General features: G+C 66.3%; 23 protein-coding genes. 19 read left to right on the top strand and 4 right to left on the bottom strand.

All coding sequences use genetic code 11. The annotated features are described in order from the left end of the window. Positions 1-58: 58 nt before the first annotated feature. Positions 59-607, top strand: coding sequence for a DUF4262 domain-containing protein (locus OH804_RS31140; RefSeq protein WP_196919899.1), 549 nt, complete (start codon positions 59-61; stop codon positions 605-607). Positions 608-1,021: 414 nt separating this feature from the next. Here the strand turns inward: OH804_RS31140 and OH804_RS31135 are convergent, their stop codons facing one another. Beyond that, complete coding sequence (locus OH804_RS31135) at positions 1,022-1,240, bottom strand: hypothetical protein (protein WP_307788536.1); 219 nt, start codon at positions 1,238-1,240, stop codon at positions 1,022-1,024. A 26-nt stretch (positions 1,241-1,266) separates the two neighbouring features. On the opposite strand from OH804_RS31135, the gene OH804_RS31130 reads away from it, so the two are divergent. Continuing rightward, positions 1,267-1,416, top strand: coding sequence for a hypothetical protein (locus tag OH804_RS31130; protein WP_196919900.1), 150 nt, complete (start codon positions 1,267-1,269; stop codon positions 1,414-1,416). Between the two features lie 20 nt (positions 1,417-1,436). Here the strand turns inward: OH804_RS31130 and OH804_RS31125 are convergent, their stop codons facing one another. Beyond that, positions 1,437-1,772: a hypothetical protein gene (locus OH804_RS31125; RefSeq protein WP_196919901.1), complete on the bottom strand. Its 336-nt coding sequence runs from the start codon at positions 1,770-1,772 to the stop codon at positions 1,437-1,439. A 148-nt stretch (positions 1,773-1,920) separates the two neighbouring features. Here OH804_RS31125 and OH804_RS31120 point away from each other — a divergent pair, with 148 nt between their 5' ends. Continuing rightward, positions 1,921-3,330 (top strand): helix-turn-helix transcriptional regulator, encoded by a 1,410-nt coding sequence (locus OH804_RS31120; protein WP_196919902.1) that lies wholly within the window; start codon positions 1,921-1,923, stop codon positions 3,328-3,330. Here the strand turns inward: OH804_RS31120 and OH804_RS31115 are convergent, their stop codons facing one another. Continuing rightward, positions 3,331-3,897 (bottom strand): NUDIX hydrolase, encoded by a 567-nt coding sequence (locus OH804_RS31115; RefSeq protein WP_196919903.1) that lies wholly within the window; start codon positions 3,895-3,897, stop codon positions 3,331-3,333. Positions 3,898-4,267: 370 nt separating this feature from the next. Here OH804_RS31115 and OH804_RS31110 point away from each other — a divergent pair, with 370 nt between their 5' ends. Both OH804_RS31110 and OH804_RS31105 read left to right on the top strand, forming a co-directional pair. Then, entirely contained in the window at positions 4,268-4,801 is a 534-nt protein-coding gene (locus tag OH804_RS31110) for a DUF4365 domain-containing protein (protein WP_406061212.1), read from the top strand. A 766-nt stretch (positions 4,802-5,567) separates the two neighbouring features. After that, positions 5,568-5,993, top strand: coding sequence for a hypothetical protein (locus OH804_RS31105; RefSeq protein WP_406061211.1), 426 nt, complete (start codon positions 5,568-5,570; stop codon positions 5,991-5,993). A gap of 611 nt (positions 5,994-6,604) precedes the next feature. On the opposite strand, the gene OH804_RS31100 is transcribed toward OH804_RS31105, so the two are convergent. Further along, positions 6,605-7,003: a hypothetical protein gene (locus OH804_RS31100; RefSeq protein WP_406061209.1), complete on the bottom strand. Its 399-nt coding sequence runs from the start codon at positions 7,001-7,003 to the stop codon at positions 6,605-6,607. Positions 7,004-7,264: 261 nt separating this feature from the next. On the opposite strand from OH804_RS31100, the gene OH804_RS31095 reads away from it, so the two are divergent. From OH804_RS31095 to OH804_RS31030, 14 genes are all read left to right on the top strand, one after another. Further along, complete coding sequence (locus OH804_RS31095) at positions 7,265-7,582, top strand: putative quinol monooxygenase (RefSeq protein ID WP_406061208.1); 318 nt, start codon at positions 7,265-7,267, stop codon at positions 7,580-7,582. Further along, positions 7,575-8,771 carry a helix-turn-helix domain-containing protein gene (locus tag OH804_RS31090; protein WP_406061206.1) on the top strand — a complete coding sequence of 399 codons (1,197 nt, stop codon included), beginning with the start codon at positions 7,575-7,577 and terminating at the stop codon, positions 8,769-8,771. Before OH804_RS31095 ends, OH804_RS31090 begins: the two co-directional genes overlap by 8 nt. 186 nt (positions 8,772-8,957) lie before the next feature. After that, the gene (locus OH804_RS31085; protein WP_357970768.1) at positions 8,958-9,290 is read left to right on the top strand and encodes a hypothetical protein; all 333 of its coding nucleotides are present in this window, start codon (positions 8,958-8,960) and stop codon (positions 9,288-9,290) included. A gap of 120 nt (positions 9,291-9,410) precedes the next feature. Continuing rightward, complete coding sequence (locus OH804_RS31080; RefSeq protein WP_406061204.1) at positions 9,411-10,343, top strand: hypothetical protein; 933 nt, start codon at positions 9,411-9,413, stop codon at positions 10,341-10,343. Between the two features lie 109 nt (positions 10,344-10,452). Then, complete coding sequence (locus tag OH804_RS31075; RefSeq protein WP_406061202.1) at positions 10,453-11,331, top strand: FtsK/SpoIIIE domain-containing protein; 879 nt, start codon at positions 10,453-10,455, stop codon at positions 11,329-11,331. Further along, entirely contained in the window at positions 11,328-11,513 is a 186-nt protein-coding gene (locus OH804_RS31070; RefSeq protein WP_406061200.1) for a hypothetical protein, read from the top strand. The genes OH804_RS31075 and OH804_RS31070 overlap by 4 nt, the downstream gene beginning before the upstream one ends. A gap of 84 nt (positions 11,514-11,597) precedes the next feature. After that, positions 11,598-12,122 (top strand): hypothetical protein, encoded by a 525-nt coding sequence (locus OH804_RS31065; RefSeq protein ID WP_406061198.1) that lies wholly within the window; start codon positions 11,598-11,600, stop codon positions 12,120-12,122. Then, complete coding sequence (locus tag OH804_RS31060) at positions 12,119-12,541, top strand: hypothetical protein (protein ID WP_406061196.1); 423 nt, start codon at positions 12,119-12,121, stop codon at positions 12,539-12,541. Before OH804_RS31065 ends, OH804_RS31060 begins: the two co-directional genes overlap by 4 nt. Positions 12,542-13,308: 767 nt before the next feature. Continuing rightward, positions 13,309-13,641: an RRQRL motif-containing zinc-binding protein gene (locus tag OH804_RS31055; protein WP_406066748.1), complete on the top strand. Its 333-nt coding sequence runs from the start codon at positions 13,309-13,311 to the stop codon at positions 13,639-13,641. Between the two features lie 16 nt (positions 13,642-13,657). Beyond that, a complete protein-coding gene (locus OH804_RS31050) occupies positions 13,658-13,858 on the top strand; it encodes a hypothetical protein (RefSeq protein WP_406061194.1) in 201 nt (66 codons plus the stop codon). Then, the gene (locus tag OH804_RS31045; RefSeq protein WP_406061192.1) at positions 13,855-14,712 is read left to right on the top strand and encodes a hypothetical protein; all 858 of its coding nucleotides are present in this window, start codon (positions 13,855-13,857) and stop codon (positions 14,710-14,712) included. The genes OH804_RS31050 and OH804_RS31045 overlap by 4 nt, the downstream gene beginning before the upstream one ends. Beyond that, positions 14,709-16,301, top strand: a complete 1,593-nt coding sequence (locus OH804_RS31040) for a replication initiator (protein WP_406061190.1) — start codon at positions 14,709-14,711, stop codon at positions 16,299-16,301. Before OH804_RS31045 ends, OH804_RS31040 begins: the two co-directional genes overlap by 4 nt. 88 nt (positions 16,302-16,389) lie before the next feature. Continuing rightward, on the top strand, positions 16,390-16,593 hold the full coding sequence (locus OH804_RS31035) for a hypothetical protein (protein WP_406061188.1): 204 nt from the start codon (positions 16,390-16,392) through the stop codon (positions 16,591-16,593). Next, positions 16,590-16,784 (top strand): helix-turn-helix domain-containing protein, encoded by a 195-nt coding sequence (locus tag OH804_RS31030; RefSeq protein WP_196929376.1) that lies wholly within the window; start codon positions 16,590-16,592, stop codon positions 16,782-16,784. Before OH804_RS31035 ends, OH804_RS31030 begins: the two co-directional genes overlap by 4 nt. Positions 16,785-16,835: the final 51 nt, after the last annotated feature.

The raw sequence follows: 16,835 nt of genomic DNA, 5'->3' as shown, positions 1-16,835 counted from the left end.
ATTGGCATCAGGACGTTCATGACACCTGTGCCACGAGGGCAGCCCGTACGATCGCGGCGTGAATCAAGTCGGGTCGCTCTGCCGCTGCATCCTCTGCCACGACTACGGCGACTCCGGCGATCGGCACCCGATGGAACTGACCACGATCAGGCACGTCCAGCAGCACGGCTGGGGCGTCACGACGATTCCTGAGGACGACAAGGGACCTGGCTGGGCCTACACGATAGGACTCTGGCACACGCACCGGATGCCGGAACTCGCCATCTTCGGCCTGGATGTTGAGCTATCGCAGATGAGCCTCAACGAACTGGGAGACAGGGCAAGCGACGGCGTCGCGCTGGAGGCCGAGCAGGCACGCGACGATGCCATCAAGGGATACCAGGTCCATCTCAAGTCGATCGACTACCGCTGGTACAAGGCATTCTTCGGTCGTGCCATCGCCTTCTACCGCCGGCCGCCCATTCCCTTCCTGCAAGTCGTCTGGCCCGATCGGCAGGGCCGCTTTCATTGGGACAGCGACAATGACGCGCAACTCCATCGACGTCAGCCTCAGCTCTGGAACCGCCCCGACGACCATCCGGCGGGCGTCTGGACTCAGGACCTCTAGATCATGTATCCGGGCTTGTCACCCACGTCTTGAGACCGATCTGTCACGCAGATCCTGAGACCCGGCATCGATCGAAACCCACATGCAGGGGCGGCAGCCAGCGCCAGGCAGCCAGGCCGTCTGGGGTCGTGGCCTATGTCGCGGAGTGCGCCGATCCGAGTTGCGCTGTAGCTCTCAAGGCCATCCGCCTGTTCGGGCGCATCTCGGTCCGTTCCTGCTGGCACGAGTTGCACAATCACTGGGCTCAGACGAGACGCTGGAGGCGTACCTTCGGGTGCTCGTTTCTCAGGTGGGCTTGCTTGTGCTGGCGGACCTGTTCGTCCCAGACCGCTTGGTCGTACTCCGGGCCCGGCGGAATCCATTTGTGGGAGCCATCGCTGTAGTGGAACTTTTCGTCGCCCCGCCGGAGGATGCTCATCGGGTCCAACCGAGGAAGCGAAGGTGCAGGACCCCTGCCGGCACCCAGGTCAGGTCCCGCGAGGCGCAGACCAGTTGAGCGCTCATGTAGAGCGCCAGAGAAACGGATGCGCCCTCGTACTCAGCGCGTAGTTCATGCTGTCGGGTCCGGCAGGGCCAAGGCGCGTTGCAGCCTCCGCAGGTCCAGATCGGCATCACCGGGCCGTGGGTGGTCACCGTGGGTCGCCGACAAGGTGTACGAAGTGCGCCCGCCTCTGGAGCCACCGCAGTCGCTCCGGGCAGGGGTGGGGCCGGCCGCACCGGCACAGGTCGAGGCCGACCTCGTCGTGGCGGGTCAGGAGTTCGTCGGCAGCGTCGACTTGAGCCTGGGCATGGTCGATGAGGGCCTCTAGGCCGTAAATGGCAGCCATCCTCAGCCCGTCAGGCCTGCACGGCGACGGTGCCAGCGTGCCTCCGCCAGCGCGGCGGCGAGGTTGATGTCGCCCCTGGCGATGCGGCTCCGGGCAACATCGAGCCACAGCGGCGACGCGACGGCCTGCTCGCCGCTAGCGGTTCGCAGACCTTTTACGGCAAGGCGTGCCAGGCGACACGGCACGAGCTGGTCGTCGTGCACGCAGCCGACGATGGCGTAGTGGCTGGCTCGGTCGGGGCGGTGGTCTTGCCACAGTGCTCGGCACAGACGCCACAGCAGCCGGTGGCGGCAGCCGTCAGGCGGCTCGATCGGTGGGTTATCGACATCGAACAACATGCCCAAGACCGTCCCGCCGGCTGCGGTCCTGAGGCCATGTCCGCTAGCCATGTCACGGTGACATGAGCAGGCTCGACCTGCACAGGCACCGGACCTAGGCTCCAGGTTGAGCACGATGCGTAGTCACTCGACGACGGCGGGAGCGGTTGTGTTGCTCGACCAGCTTCGGACTCCGGACGGCTTCTGGGCGCGGGAGGACGTCAGGACCGCTGTACGTGTCCGCGACATCGGGACTCTGTTTCGGCTGCTTGCCCGGCACACGGGGGCGAGTCAGACGCGTATCGGGGCGGTGGTCGGCCTGGAACAGGGCTACGTCAGCCGGGTGATCGCCGGCCGGAAGGTGACCTCCATCGACGTGCTGGAGCGGATCGCCGACGGCTGCGGCATGCCCGACGAGACCCGGATGTCGCTCGGCCTTGCACCGCGCCGTCAAGCACGTCGCCCCACCCCAGGCAGCCCGCGGGGTGATGTGCCAAACGACCGATCCTGGCGCGAGGACATCCGCGCCGCCACGCAGCTGTGGGAAGGCGACGTGAACCGCCGAGACATCCTCCGTCAGACAATGTTCAGCTCCGCTGGCTACACCCTGCCCGCGCTGCGCTGGTTCACCGCCCCCACCACACAACCCGTCACACAGAAAGGTCACCGATCAGTCGGTCAGCCCGACATCGACACCATCCGCGAGATGACCTCCACCTACCGGCGACTCGACAACCAGCACGGTGGCGGCCACTCCCGCGAAACCCTCGCCCGTTACCTCAACCACGAGGTCACGCCCCTGCTGACCAAGGGCCACTACGATCCGGAGACCGGCCGAAAGCTACTCGCAGCCGTCGCCGAGCTGACTCAGCTCGCCGGCTGGCAGGCATACGACACGGCCGAACACGGCATCGCCCAGCGCTATCTCACCCACGCCCTCAACCTCGCCCGAGCGGCCGACGATGCTGGGCTCGGCGCCGAAATCCTCGCCGCGATGAGCCACCAAGCCACCTACCTCGGTCACAATGCGACCGGCGTCGATCTCGCCCGCGCCGCCCGGCGTACGGCACAACGCGCCGGCCTCGCGGTGCTGACCGCCGAGGCGCTGGTCATGGAAGCCCATGCCCACGCCGCCGCGCGCGACGAACGCGCCTGCACCACTGCACTGCACCAGGCAGAACAGACTCTCGACCGGGCCGACCGCAGCAGCGACCCGCAATGGCTCGGCTACTTCGACGAGGCATACCTGTCAGCCAAGTTCGGCCACTGCTTCCATGCCCTCGGCCACCACCAGCAGGCCGAACGCTTCACCGTCCGCTCACTGCAAATGGACGAACGCTACGTACGCGGGAAGGCCTTCAACCTCACCCTCCTCGCCTCCATTCACGCCCACCGCGGCGAGCCCGATCGCGCCAGCGCCATCGGGACCAATGCGCTCACGCTGACCTCTCAACTGCGGTCGGCCCGAGCCGTCCGATACCTACGCGACCTGCAAGCCGACCTCACAGTGCACCGCCGCCGGCCAGCCGTCAGACACTTCATCAACCGCGTCGACGTGACCCTCGGTCAACGCCGCTGACTACAGCTCACCTCGGGCTTTGCGCGCTACCAGCTCCAACACCGCGATCACCGTGCCAGATCCCACGATCTCACCCCGGGACACGAGATCCCGCGCTTCCGCCAACGGCATCCAGGCCACCCGCTCGGCCTCGTTGACGTCCACCGGCGAACCAATATGTACCGCGTCGCGCGCAAGGAACAACAGATTCTCCGCGTCCGCGGTCGCCACCCACGGCTGGAACGACAGCATCGGCTCCACGGCACCAGGACGCCATCCGGTCTCCTCCTCGACCTCCCGGACCGCACATATCGCCGGCCGCTCACCGTCGTCGACGTAACCCCCAGGCAGCTCCCACACCCACCGGTCGAACACGAACCGGTGCCGCCGCATCAGCAGCAGGCGCTCCTGCTCGTCAAGCACCGCGACCATGGCAGACCGGGGTGCCCGGATCACGTACTGCTCGAAACGGACCCCATCCGGCAGTTCGACGTCGGCGATGCTCAACCGCGCCCGCCGGCTGCCATCCACCACCCGCTCACCGTGAATCGTCCACCGCGTCGACTCGGTAACCTGCTCCTCCGTCACCCGCCCAGTATCCGACCTCTGTCGCGGACGGCGGTCCCGTCATTACTTCCAGCGGTATTGATCTAGGGCAGGAGGGTAGTCGATCAAATCGGACGACTGCTCCCCTGAGCTGCTGCTACACCTGGCAGGGATGGTCAACGATGGTCATTGCTGGCCCTCGTTCGACGGCCTGGAAACGGCATGATCTTGCTCGTCGCAGCCTCGCGCCCGACGCCCTGCGACCCACCGGCCTTCCATGCCGTAGCGCGCCCCGCGCAGGACATGATCCAGCAGACACAGATCCAGTGTCGGCATCCAGACAGCAAGCCACAGTAGCTCTGAGCTACTTACGGTCTACCTTCTGTGCGCCTCCACGCGCATGATGTTGGTCATGATGATCCCCCATCAGCCGAGCCCGCCAGAGATCGCCACCCTGGCTGCTAACGGAAGCAAGGCCCGGTTCGGGGTGGCCTTCCTGCGAGCTATATGCAGCCAGGCGGGCGTGGGTTTCACGGAGACCTCGATAGACGAGGACGTCCTCGCGATCGATGGCATGGTCGAGTTCGAGGCCTCCATAGCCAGAATCCAAGTGAAGTGCACCGGAAAGTTTCGGATCAACGGTGGCGACTCGGCGACCTGGCCAGCCGAGCAACACTGGTGGAACAGATGGCACAAGTCAAAAATACCGGTCTACTTCGTCTTAGTTGTGATGGACCCCGACAATCAGCCCGAGTGGCTTGATCATCGTCCTGACGGCACTCTGCATCGGGCGGCGGCCTTCTGGGTAAGGGTTGATCAGATGTCGGAGGCATCGGGTATCAAGGTTCCAAAGAGTCAGCGGCTCACTGCGGACACTCTTCGCCACTGGGCTTCAGACGTTGACGCGTGCTGGACGGCACAGGTGCGGGGCGGCAGCGATGACTGAGTTGGTATTGCCTAGCGTCCGGGACCTTCGTGCCTACTTGCGGTTCAACGGCTGGAGCGAGCAGCCACCAGGGCCGGCAGGCGCACTGTGGACGAGGGACGGCTTGCGGGTCGGAGTACCCAGCGATCCTGACCCTGACCTGATCACTAGCGCTCTCGACAGGATTTCCGCAGTCGAAAAACGTAACAAGAGAGACGTCGTCAGCAGTGTCAAGTATCTCCTTTTCGACATAACGCACCTGCGGGCGGAAAACAGCTTCTCGATCACCGATTCGATTCCCCTAGAGACCGGGGCTAGGATCCTTACTTCCGCTCGCACAATGTTCCGAGCGACGGCAACAACAGCTCGTGCTGAGAGGCCCCACATCGGAAGTTCGTATTCAAAGCTAGGGGACGAGGTCATACGGCAGGCGCTGATGGGGCACACCGAGCGGGGCTCCTACGTGATACCCGTTCTGATCCCGCTTCCTGAACCAGCGGAAGCCGACCTACACCGACCCACGCTAGACCACGACCGGCCGGAATTTCACCGATCGCCGACCGAGCCATATGAACGTCGAATAGTCCGGACTTTTGCGCAGTCGATGCAAGCCGTCAGGGAACTGATCGTAGAACCGGCTAGGGCACCACGACGTAACGAGATCCACGAACTTGTCTATCGCGGCGTTAGCCGAGAGTTCTGTTCTGCGCTCGCAGGAATTCTGAGACAAAAGGACATATCAGAGTTCGAGGCAAGTGTGACCTGGGCCCCTGCCATACCCGCCCCGGTGACCATGCCAAGAAGCGTCTCCATAGGATCCGAGGCGGTTGAACTCGTAAAGCGTGCCGCAGAATCGATGCGTCAACAGAAAGTTGAAGGAAGCAGAGTCTTCTCCGGCACGATCGTTCAGTTGCGCCACGAAAGCCAGGATGATCCATTCGGCGAGGTAGCAATATCAACGATGCGCCAAGGCCAGCAGAGCGAAATCCTCGTGCGACTCCCCATGGATCTCTATCAAGAGGCTTGGGAATGGCACTACCAGGGCAGGGCGGTACTAGTAGAGGGAACCATCAGGCGCACACCAGGACGGCCACACCGTGTTGATAAACCGACCCGGTTTCACCCGGTTGACCTGATCCTCTTGCAAACACCTATGGTTGTTGCATCAGTACATTCACAGCGAAGTGCGCAATCCCGCGAGATCGGCTCGTGATCTCGCTGCCTTGCTTCGAACCTCGCCCCCTACTTCGCCCGCCCTCAAGCCATCCCGTCGGCCTTCGTCCGCACATCGTGGAGTGGGTGTGGCCTGCCCGGTCAAGGTGGAGCACCCCACTGTCTGAACGACCTTGACCGGGCAGGCCACACCTGCTCGGCTTTGCCCGGACGGAGGTTGTCGGGATGGCGCCCACCATCCCAGAGCGCCTGAGCGCCCCGCCGGAGGCACGCCCTGGTCGTCGCCTTCAACATCGAAACCCCGGATCTGCCATCACTCGTGGCGGCCCGGGGCTTCTTCGTATGTCGCGCCGCCGGCGGGGCTGCAACCGTTCGGGGTGCGCCCGTGCGCTTGCGCTAAGGGCGCGGGGTCCCCGATCGGCGACCGGTGTCGGTCGGCCCCTGGTCGGCGGCGCGAGCGGCCTGCGAAGCGGGCCGCCTTGATCCCGTACAGAAAGTTCTCACACAGGCGCTACTCGCCTCAGTGTCCCGTCACGGCACATGCCCGACACTCGCGTCCCACCACATGCTTGACACCTAGCGAGATGGCCTCGGGCCACCTTCTCTGAGGAGGGGCGGAGGCGGGTGGCTGGCCTTCAGTCGCCGCATCCGCTACGGCTCGTCGTGGAGCATCTCATCCGGGGAGATCCGGCTGAGACTCCTGCCGGCGTCCGTCTCGACCAAGGTGATGGCTCCGGCCCAGCTGGAGTCGTCGGGATACTCCCAGGTCTCGGGGTCAGCAAGTAGCTGTGGAAGGTCGCGCCTGGGTATGACCTCGCCTGGGGTCAGTCCTTCCCGTCCGTCGTCGGCGATCCACCGGGCGTACCGGCGGACTTCGATGAAGCCGCGGTCCACCAGCGACAACAGGATCTGGGCCAGTTCGCCCAGGGGCATGTCGCGTTCGGCTGGGTCCAGGTCGCCGAAGACGCCCGCCAGGAGGTCCGACTCAAACGCGTTGGTGAAGAAGGCACGCTCGACGTTCGTCAGGCGCTCCCAGTCACGATGGCTCACCGGGCGATCGTGGCACCTCGCACGGGGGCACGGTCACCCGAGTTCCGGACCGGGCGGGCTAGGTTCTGCGTCAAGCATGTCCTGGGACGGATCCGTCAAGCATGTGGTGGGACTAGGCACGCTACTCGCCTCAGAGCGCTCAACTGGCCACCGACTACCCTGCCAGTCAGATCCGTAATAGAATACGGGTGGCCGGACGTCAGTACGGCTAGAGTTGCGTACGCAAGCCGCAACTCTCGGCTGAGCAGGAAGGGTGGCTACATGTTCGCACTGGTAGTGCGCTTCGATCTGAAAGACGAAGAGAGCGCGAAAGCGTTTGACGCGCTTGTCGCAGAGACTGGGATTGAGATCCGTGCCCGCGAACCAGGGACGCTGATTTATGCGACGCACTCTGTCGAGGGGGAACCTCTTGCCCGAGTCTTCTACGAGTGCTACGCGGACCGGGAAGCATTCGAGGCGCACGAAGTGCAACCTCACGTGATCCACTTCCACAAGGAGCGCGAACCGTACACGCAGGCCGCGCGGGTTGAGTTTCTAACGGTCGGACCCAGCAAGGGCCTCGGTTCACTGAATGCCTGACAGCAACGAGCAAGGTCGGCTTATAGCTACGCGGCGGCAAAAGCGTGGACTTTCTCAACGTGAGTTTGCCGAGATGATCGGGCGGTCTGAGGCTTGGCTTTCCCAGGTCGAGCGTGGGGTACGTTCGATTGACCGGGTTTCCATCTTGGAGCGAATTGCGGGTGCGCTCGGCATCCCGATGGCCGAACTGGCCCCGGGCACTGCGGATCCGGAGAGCGCTGAGGTTCCCTCGGCGGCTGCCGCCCTACGCTCGGTGCTAAGTACCAGCTACCTCATGGCCGCGATCCTAGGCAAGGACCGAGAGCTTCCCCTGCCGCAAACCGCCGAGCGAGCCGATCTGTGCTGGACATACGCACATGCCGCCCGTTACGAGGACCTGGCCGAGTTGCTGCGGGGACTACTGCCGGATCTGGAGAGAGCAACACGATCCGCCAAAGGCGAGGCGCGAAAGACATACCTCACCGAGCTAGCGTCGGTATATCACGCCCTCTCAGCCGCACTGTCGAAGCTTGGTCAGCATGAAGCGGCCTGGGTCGCAATCGATCGGGCGTTGCTCGTTGCGGAGCAGGTCGGAGACCCGCTGTTGGTCGCCGCTGGAACGTTCCGCCTTGCGCTGGTGTTTCAGGGCGGGCGGCAATTCGAGCAGGTCATAAGCGCTGCATCGTCGTCTGCGGCAGCGCTTGAGTCCGAGGTATCGGCGGACAAGCCGGCGGCTGTGTCGCTGTTCGGCGCGCTGAATCTGCAACTGGCTGTGGCCTCTGCGCGGATGGGAGATGACCAGAGGGCTCACGAGTATCTCGGAGTAGCGCGAGAGGCAGCTCAGCTCCTGGGAGTCGACCGCAACGATTACGAGACCGAGTTTGGCCCCACGAATGTCCAGCTACACGAGGTCGCGGTGGCAGTCGAACTCGGCGACGCCGGTTCTGCGCTCCGGACGGCAGAGCGGATCGACGCGTCCGGCCTCTCGTCTGAGCGGCAGGCTCGGCTCCTCATGTACGTGGCACGCGCCTGGACTCAGCGGCGCAGGGTCTCTGAGGCGGTCGATGCGCTTGAGCAGGCTGAGGCGCTGACCCCGGAGCAGGTCAAGGGACACCCGGTGGTCGAGACGATGGTTTCCGACCTTGTACGGATGGAACCCGCCCCTTCTGACCGACTGGCTGCCTTGGCTCGCCGAGTAGGAGTGGCCTAGCTACCGTCACACGTTCCGAGCTGCACCGAAGGGCGTCCCACAGCGGGGCGCCCTTCTTCGTACCAAGATTTCAATCGATGGCCCGTAATGAAGTACTAGACACGTACTTTTGTACGGGCTACGATGATCCCATCGAACACGGGCAATCGCTCAAGGTGAGCGAGCCCTAGTTGAAGGGAGTCAGTCATGGGACGTCTGCTGCTGGACACCTCGCGGGTGTCGTACGAGGTCGCGGTGAACCCGGTTCCGAAGCTGGACCAGACGGGTCAGCAGAAGTTCGACCGGGAGACGAAGGCCCCGATGTGGGCGGTGCAGCTCTACGCCCTCGCGGACGGTAGCGCTGAGGTCATCAACGTGACCGTGGTCAGCCCGGTGATGCCGGCGGTCACGGTTCGTCAGCCGGTCGTGCCGGTGAACCTGGAGGCGCTGCCCTGGGTCAACGACCGGGACGGCAAGGTCCGCTCGGGTGTCGCGTTCCGGGCTTCGGCTCTGACCGCACTGGACACCGTCGCCGCCTAGCGGCCGGTGCTCCTGTTCGGCTCCACAGAAGCGAGATGTGGACACGGGGTCGCCGTTGATTGGCGTCGTCTGCGACCCCGCGTCCTGTCCAACAAGGTCCCTAGGTAGGGAGGACTTGTCGTGTCCAAGTCTAGCCAGAGGTCCCCGTTCGGCTGGTCGAACCGTGGGGGCAACAACGTCACTGTCATCGAAGCGCCGGTTGCCCGCTCGTACCGTCGTCGGGCCACCATCGCGTTCTGGGTCACCCTCGGTGTGGTCGGCCTCCTGGCCGCCACGGTGGCCTCTGAGTACATGCACCCGATCCTGGGTGGTCTGCTCGGCGTCGTCCTCGGCGCGGTGCTCGGCGCGGTGCTGTTCGCGCTGATCGTGGCGTGGCCGGTCCTGCGGGTCTTCTGGCACTGGCTGCCAGAGATCCTGCTCGGCCTGGCCGCCGTTTACGGCTGGACCACGCTGATGCAGTCGACCCCGCTGTGGGGCTCGCTGCTCATCGTCGCCCTGGTCGTCGGCGTCCCCGCCGCGATCGGTCCGACCCGTCGTCGAGTCATGGCCTGGATCTGGTGCCTGATCGTCCGGCACCGTCTGCGGTTGTGCTTCGCGGCGTTCATCGCCACCAACCGGCACGGCTCGCTCCCGCTGATCCTGCTCGCCAAGCCGACCCCGGCCGGCGAACGGGTCTGGGTGTGGCTGCGCCCCGGCCTGTCTCTGCGGGATCTGGAGCAGGACGGCCAGATGCAGAAGCTCGCTGTGGCGTGTTGGGCCAACGAGGTCCGTGTCATGCGCGCCGGTCGCAAGTACGCCGCGCTGATCCGCATCGACATCACCCGCCGCGAACCCTTGGCACACACCGTTGTGTCGCCGCTGCCGGACTACGTCCCCACGGACATCCCGGCCAACGCCCCTACCTCTCCGGGCATGCCGCCTGTCGGCCTCGACCTGCCCGACGTGCCAGACCAGCCGGCCACCGCATCGGCCGATGCGCCCCGCCAGCGCAAGCCGCGCAACCCCACCACCACTGCGAGCCCGACCGGGTTCGACCCCTCCGACTACGCCTAACCACCGGGACGGCGCGGACCAAGCACCCCCGACGGGTCAAGCGTCCGCGCCCCACCCAAGCCCCCACCCGCTGTGACACGTACGTGTCAACCAACCCTCGGGAGTCGTTGTGGACCTCACCGACACCATCGAACTACCCACCCCGGCCAACCCGGCGGACACGGTTCCGGTCGGGGCGGGCCTGTCCATCTTCGACCCGGTCTTCCTCGGCATCGATGAGTTCGGCCACCCGGCCTACCTGCCGATGATCTACCGGAACATCCTCATCGGTGGTGAGCCCGGAGCGGGCAAATCGTCGCTGCTGAACACCATCGTTGGGCACGCGGCGCTGTGCCCGGATGTGCGGCTGTGCCTGCTCGATGGCAAGCAGGTCGAACTGGGTCTGTGGAAGGACGCCGCCGACGTGTTCGTCGGCCCCGACATCGACCACGCCATCCGCACCCTTCGCCGCGTCCAGACGGTGATGGACAACAGGTATGCGTTCCTGCTGTCGCACCGCCGCCGGAAGATCGGCCCCAACGACCTGTTCGGTCAGATCCTCGTGGCCTGCGACGAGATCGCCTACTTCTCCGCCACCGCCGGCGACAAGAAAGACCAGGACCTGTTCGCCGCGCTGTTGCGCGACATCGTCGCCCGGGGCCGCGCCGTCGGCATCATCGTCGCCGCCGCGACTCAGCGCCCGTCGTCGGACATCATCCCGCCGTCACTGCGGGACCTGTTCGCGTGGCGGTTCGCTGGCCGGTGCACCAACGACGTGTCCTCCGACATCGTGCTCGGACACGGCTGGTACGCCCGCGGCTTCTCCTCCAACAGCATCGACCCGAACAACCAGGGCGAGGGCTACCTCATCGCCGAAGGCGGCATCCCGAACCGGGTGAAGGCCGCCTACATGACCGACGCCGACATTATCCGCGTCGCGGACTACGCCACCTGGACCCGCCGCCGTAGCGGCCTCGTCGCCCCCGCCGACCTGCGGACAGCGGCATGAGCACCACCACCGCTACCCCGACCCGCGTCCTGGACCTCGTGCTCATCGGTGACGGCGAGGACATCGCCGCCCTGACCGCCATCGCCCGACACGCGGGCGCCCTGGTCTTCCGCTCCGCACCCGCTCCGGTCAGCGACGGCAGGCAACGGGTGATTCTCCGGCTCCACCTGCACCACCGATAGAAGCGGCCGACAGACCGGCCAAGGCCCTGGAAAAGCTGCCCGGTCTGCCGACCCAACCACCGCCCACGAAAGGACGTGGCCGCCATGAACCCTACCCAAAAACAGCCCACCACCCCCGCCGCGCTGGCCGACCTGACCCCGGCCGACACCCTGCGCTGCGCCGCCCGCTACCTCGAAATCCGAGGCTGGCACCAAGGCAGCTACTACGCCCCCAACGACGGCGCATTCCCCGCCGCCTGCGCCCTCGGTGCCATCGGCATGGCCTCTCACGGCCGATACACCGACCTTCCCACCGACGAAGACGCCGACACCCTGCGCGACTGCCAACGCGCCGCAGACCAGCTCAACAGCCACCTCAACGACATCGGCATCGGCCTCTACACCGGCTACGACCCGTATCTCGACCCCGCTCCCTCCGACGTCACCGGATGGAACGACTGCGACAGCCAGACCGCAGAGCAGGTCATCTCCACGCTGCGCGACGCGGCGGACGAGTGGGACTGGACCCACGCCACCGAGGACGACCTCGAAACCTACGCCGAACACGAGTACAGCCAGGAACGGCTGCCGACCCGTTCCGGGTTCCTCGTCTGGCGGGCTACCCGATGAGCACCGTCGCCGCGTTGCCGACCGGCAACGTTCACGCCGTCCTCGACCGCGCCGCCCTCTACCTGGGCCGCTACGGCTGGACCCCGACGGGCCTCTACGACGCCCACGACGCCTGCCCCGCTAAGTGCGCCTGTCACCGCACCGGCACCTACCCGGCGTCGATCCTCGGCGCGATCCGGGCCGCCGTGTTCGGCCGCCCCCGCTGGTACCTGACCGGCATCACCGACGCCGACCAGCACGCCTACAGCGCCGCCGTCGAGTGGTTCAACACCTACCTCATCGCCGTCGGCCACGCCGGCCTGCACGCCCCGGTCTTCGACTGGGAAACCCTGCCCGGCCGCACCCCGGCCGACGTCATCGAGGCGCTGTGCGCCGCCGCTATCGCCTACCGCCGACACACCATTCGGAGGGCCGCATGAGCACCGCCGCCCAGATCACCGACGTGACACGTACGTGTCAAAACGACATCTCCACCGCCGCACTCGTCGGCGCACTCGAAGCCGCCTGGTCGGCCATCCGCGACCAGCACTCCGAAGTCCCGGCCGCTGTTCTCGTGGTCGGCTCCGGCTCTCCCACCAAGCCCAGTCAGGGCATGAAGTGGGGCCACTTCGCCGCCCTTCGCTGGCAAGCCGGCGAACAACAACTGCCCGAAATCCTCATCTCCGGTGAGGGATTGTCCCGCGAACCGGAAGCCGTGTTCACCACGCTCCTGCACGAAGCCACCCACGCCCTCGCCGACGTGCGAGGCATTCAGGACACCTCCCGGCAGGGCCGTTGGCACAACAAGAAGTTCGCCACCCTGGCCGCTGAACTCGGCCTGGCAACGACCAAGGACGACAAGCTCGGCTACTCGCCCTGCACCCTGACCGACCTCACCCGCGCCCGCTACCGGACGACCATCGCCGGCCTGACCGAGGCGCTGCGCTTCTACCGCCACCCCGAACCGACAGGGGAAGGCAAGACCCGCACGAACAACAACAACGGCGTCTCGTGCGAATGCGAGTGCCCCCGCAAGCTGCGCATCTCCAAGGCCGCCTTCGACGAAGGCCCCATTGTCTGCGCGGTCTGCTCGGCGGCGTTCCTGCCTGAGGACATCGACCGCGACACCTACGAACACCCCACCTTCGCCACCGCCAGCACTCCTGCCGGCGACGACGACCAGGCCGACGACGACTCGGAGGACCCGATGGTCTTTTACGACCCGACCGGCGAGCGCTACGGCCTGCCGACCTACCCCTTCAAATTCGCCCCCGACGGGCTGCTGACCCGCCGGCAACTGCGCACCCGAAACCTGCGCCCCGGCGGCCAAGACCCCGCCGCGCAAATCATGTGGCGTCGCGGTAAGCGCGTCGCCTACCTGTTCCGCCTCGACCTCGCGATGCCCAAGCGCACCGCCACCGCCGCCCAACTGGCGGCCATCGACAAGGCGCTCACCGCGCGGCGTACCTGCCCCGACTGCGGCCAGGTCAAGCCCTACTACATCCCCCGCCGAACCGGCACCTGCCTCGACTGTGCCTAACCGAAAGGACACGACCATGCGCTACTACGTCACCTTCACCCACACCACCGCCAACGGCGACACCCTCGAATTCTTCGAGTACCAGCCCGCCAGCCCCATCGCCGGCTACGACGACATCGACAAGCTCACCACGATGATTCGCGGCTGGGGCCGCACCAACGTCACCGTCATCGCCTTCTCCCCCCTCGCTGACCCCGCCCCGCAGGCGGCGTCATGACCACGCCCAAGTCCACGCGCACAGCGCGTCTGCAAGACGGCGTCCTGGTCCTCATCGTGCTGCTCGTCGGAGCCATGGCCGGAGCAGCTTCCTTCAACCACGTCCACGACTGGACCATCAGCAACAGCCCGACCGGAACCGCCGACTGGTTCGGCTGGGCCAACGCGGTCATCACCGAACTCATCCCGATCGCCGCAATGATCGTCATCATCCGCCGCCGCAAAACTGGCGGCCCGATCGGCTATCCGATGTTCCTGCTCATCGCCGCCGTCGGACTGTCCCTGACCGCACAGTTGGCCGTCGCCAAGCCGACCGTCTTCGGCTGGATGGTCTCCGCGCTGCCCGCGCTGGCCTTCTTCGCCCTGTCCAAGCTCGTCTTCACCGCAACCCGGCCCACCAACCATGTCCCGGCACCCGTGCCGGCCACCTCCGCCCCGGCGTCGTCACCCGACATCACCGCCGATGCGAAGGTCCGCCCGGCAGCCGCGACCATCACGGCCACTGCACCCATCGAAGAGATCACAACCGACGAGCCCGCGATTCCGGCGAAGAAGAACACCCCCGCGATCGCAGCACCGCAGACCACTCCGACCGAGGACATCCCGGCCCCGGCGACCCCGCCGGCTGCACCCGCCAATCCAGCGGTCAAGCCCGCCCCGGCAATGCTGTCCAACGCCCGCATCGTCGCCACGGCCCACGAGAAAGCCCACGGTGAACCCATCACCCCCGGCCAACTCGCTGTGCGACTGCGCGTCCCCACCCAAACGGCCGCCGACATTCTGACGGCCCTCACCACTCAACCGACCATCAACGACAAGACCCACAACGGCACCGCTGTTGGAGCCTCTGCGTGACCTCCTCGACGCTGCCTCTCGCGCCCGAAACCACCACGGTTTCGGGCACGGGAGCCTCCGCTGTAGCAGGAAACGACTACTGGCCCTGGGCCACGCCCACCCGCACCACCCGCAACCTGACCGCTGACGGGTGGGTACGCGGCCACGACCCCCGCACCGTCGCATCCGGCCGCGCCCGCGCCCAAGACCCCGACTACCCCGACTGGCTTGGCCACGTCCGCGCCGCCTCGGCGTGCAAGCACCCGATCCGCCTGGCTGGTCAGATCCACGTCAACGACGCCGACGGCAACCGGATGGCGACCGTCGACACCGAGGACATGCCCGACGGGGCGATCTACACCCCCTGCGGCAACCGCCGCGCCGCCGTTTGTCCGTCCTGCGCTGAGCTGTACCGCCGTGACACCTACCACCTGATCAAAGCTGGGCTGCAAGGCGACCGTTGGGGACTGCCGCCGCTCGACGAGCACATCGCGATCTTCCTGACCGCCACCGCCCCATCGTTCGGCCGGGTTCATCACCGGGTGGTGAAGGTGCACTCCGCGGACTGCCGCAAGAAGGACGGCTGCACCTGCCGGCCCTCGGTGTGCCACCCGTTCGGCCGGACCTGCCCGCACGGTGTGGAGCTGCGCTGCGGGCAACGCCACAAAGCCGCAGAGGCGAACCTCGGGCAGCCGTTGTGCCTGGACTGCTACGACCATGCCGGCCAGGTCGTGTGGAACCACGAAGCACCTGAGCTGTGGCGCCGCACCATCCAACAAGCCGACCGGGAACTACGCCGCCTCGGCCGCACCCACGGTGTGGACCTGCGCCGCCGCTACATCAAGGTCTACGAATTCCAGGTACGCGGCGTCATCCACTATCACGCCCTGATCCGCCTCGACGGCTACAACCCCGACTGCCCCGAGGCGATCGTCCCGCCGCCCCGCGCCATCAGCCGGGATCTCTTCGAGCAGGCCGTCCGGACCGCGTTCGTAAAGACCGCCTACACCTCTGCTGGCCACCCGGCCAACGGCGGGCAGGGCTGGCACATCGCGTGGGGCGACAAGGGCCTGGACCTCAAGCACGTCAACGCCCCCGGCCACGAGGTCAACCTCGCCCAGATCACCGGTTACATCGCCAAGTACGTCACCAAGAGCACCGAGGTAACCGGCCTGAGCCTGCGCCGCGTCGACGACCTCTCCGTCGAAGTCCACGGCGACCCCGGCACCCACCTCGGCCGGCTCATCCGGGTGTGCTGGGACATCGGCGAGCACCCCGACTACGCCCGGCTTCGCCGCTGGGCGCACCAGTTCGGCTACGGCGGACACATCGCCACCAAGAGCCGCGCGTTCTCCGTCACCCTCGGCTTCCTCCGCTTGCAGCGCACCATCTGGCGGCGCACCGAAGGCCACCCGCACACCTGGGACGACGAGCAGACCGAACGCGTCATCTACGAACTCGGCTACCAGGCAACCGGCTGGATCACCACCGGAGACGCCCTGCTCGCCAACACCGCCGCCGCCATGGCCCGCGCACAACACCTCGCCGGCATCGACGCCCTGGCCGACGAACTCACCGCCGCTCGCGCGGTCCAACCCTTGGCCGCTTGACACGTACGTGTCAACGCCCGTGAAGCCGTTCCTTGACAACTCCACAGCGCACGCAACACCCCACCCACCCGACACCGGAAGGAGCCCCATGCCCACACGCCCCCGCCCCCTGGTCGCGGTCCGGCTCATCGGCCCGACCGCCACCGTCACCGCCCACGCCGCCACCCTGGCGGCCCAATTGACCGCCTACTACGGCCGCGACCGGGTCACCTGCCGCACCAGCACCCGACCCGCCGGCTACAGCGGCGAAAGCCGCACCTACATCACCATCACCCGGAAGGAGCCACGATGACCGCACCGCCTACACCCGAACCGCTCTGGGAAATCGAAGATGTCTCCGCCTACCTGCGGGTGCCAGTGCAGACGCTCTACCAGTGGCGCAAACGCAAGTACGGCCCACCCGCCGCCCGGGTCGGCCGGCATCTGCGCTACGACCCGGCTTCGGTGCGCGCCTGGTTCACCGACCAGTCCAAGGCGGCCTGACATGGCTCACATCGTTGACCGCTGGTACAAGACGGTTGTCGGTCCGGATGG

The organism is Micromonospora sp. NBC_00860 (genome assembly GCF_045207375.1).
Taxonomy (GTDB): domain Bacteria; phylum Actinomycetota; class Actinomycetes; order Mycobacteriales; family Micromonosporaceae; genus Micromonospora; species Micromonospora vinacea.
This window is presented reverse-complemented; position numbering and strand designations above follow the sequence as displayed.

Excerpts from the sequence above, each read along its gene's own strand:
- OH804_RS31125 (WP_196919901.1), bottom strand. The coding sequence starts at position 1,772 with ATGTTGTTCGATGTCGATAACCCACCGATCGAGCCGCCTGACGGCTGC.
- OH804_RS31110 (WP_406061212.1), top strand. The coding sequence starts at position 4,268 with ATGATGATCCCCCATCAGCCGAGCCCGCCAGAGATCGCCACCCTGGCT.
- OH804_RS31095 (WP_406061208.1), top strand. The coding sequence starts at position 7,265 with ATGTTCGCACTGGTAGTGCGCTTCGATCTGAAAGACGAAGAGAGCGCG.
- OH804_RS31090 (WP_406061206.1), top strand. The coding sequence starts at position 7,575 with ATGCCTGACAGCAACGAGCAAGGTCGGCTTATAGCTACGCGGCGGCAA.
- OH804_RS31085 (WP_357970768.1), top strand. The coding sequence starts at position 8,958 with ATGGGACGTCTGCTGCTGGACACCTCGCGGGTGTCGTACGAGGTCGCG.
- OH804_RS31070 (WP_406061200.1), top strand. The coding sequence starts at position 11,328 with ATGAGCACCACCACCGCTACCCCGACCCGCGTCCTGGACCTCGTGCTC.
- OH804_RS31065 (WP_406061198.1), top strand. The coding sequence starts at position 11,598 with ATGAACCCTACCCAAAAACAGCCCACCACCCCCGCCGCGCTGGCCGAC.
- OH804_RS31060 (WP_406061196.1), top strand. The coding sequence starts at position 12,119 with ATGAGCACCGTCGCCGCGTTGCCGACCGGCAACGTTCACGCCGTCCTC.
- OH804_RS31055 (WP_406066748.1), top strand. The coding sequence starts at position 13,309 with ATGGTCTTTTACGACCCGACCGGCGAGCGCTACGGCCTGCCGACCTAC.
- OH804_RS31050 (WP_406061194.1), top strand. The coding sequence starts at position 13,658 with ATGCGCTACTACGTCACCTTCACCCACACCACCGCCAACGGCGACACC.
- OH804_RS31045 (WP_406061192.1), top strand. The coding sequence starts at position 13,855 with ATGACCACGCCCAAGTCCACGCGCACAGCGCGTCTGCAAGACGGCGTC.
- OH804_RS31035 (WP_406061188.1), top strand. The coding sequence starts at position 16,390 with ATGCCCACACGCCCCCGCCCCCTGGTCGCGGTCCGGCTCATCGGCCCG.
- OH804_RS31030 (WP_196929376.1), top strand. The coding sequence starts at position 16,590 with ATGACCGCACCGCCTACACCCGAACCGCTCTGGGAAATCGAAGATGTC.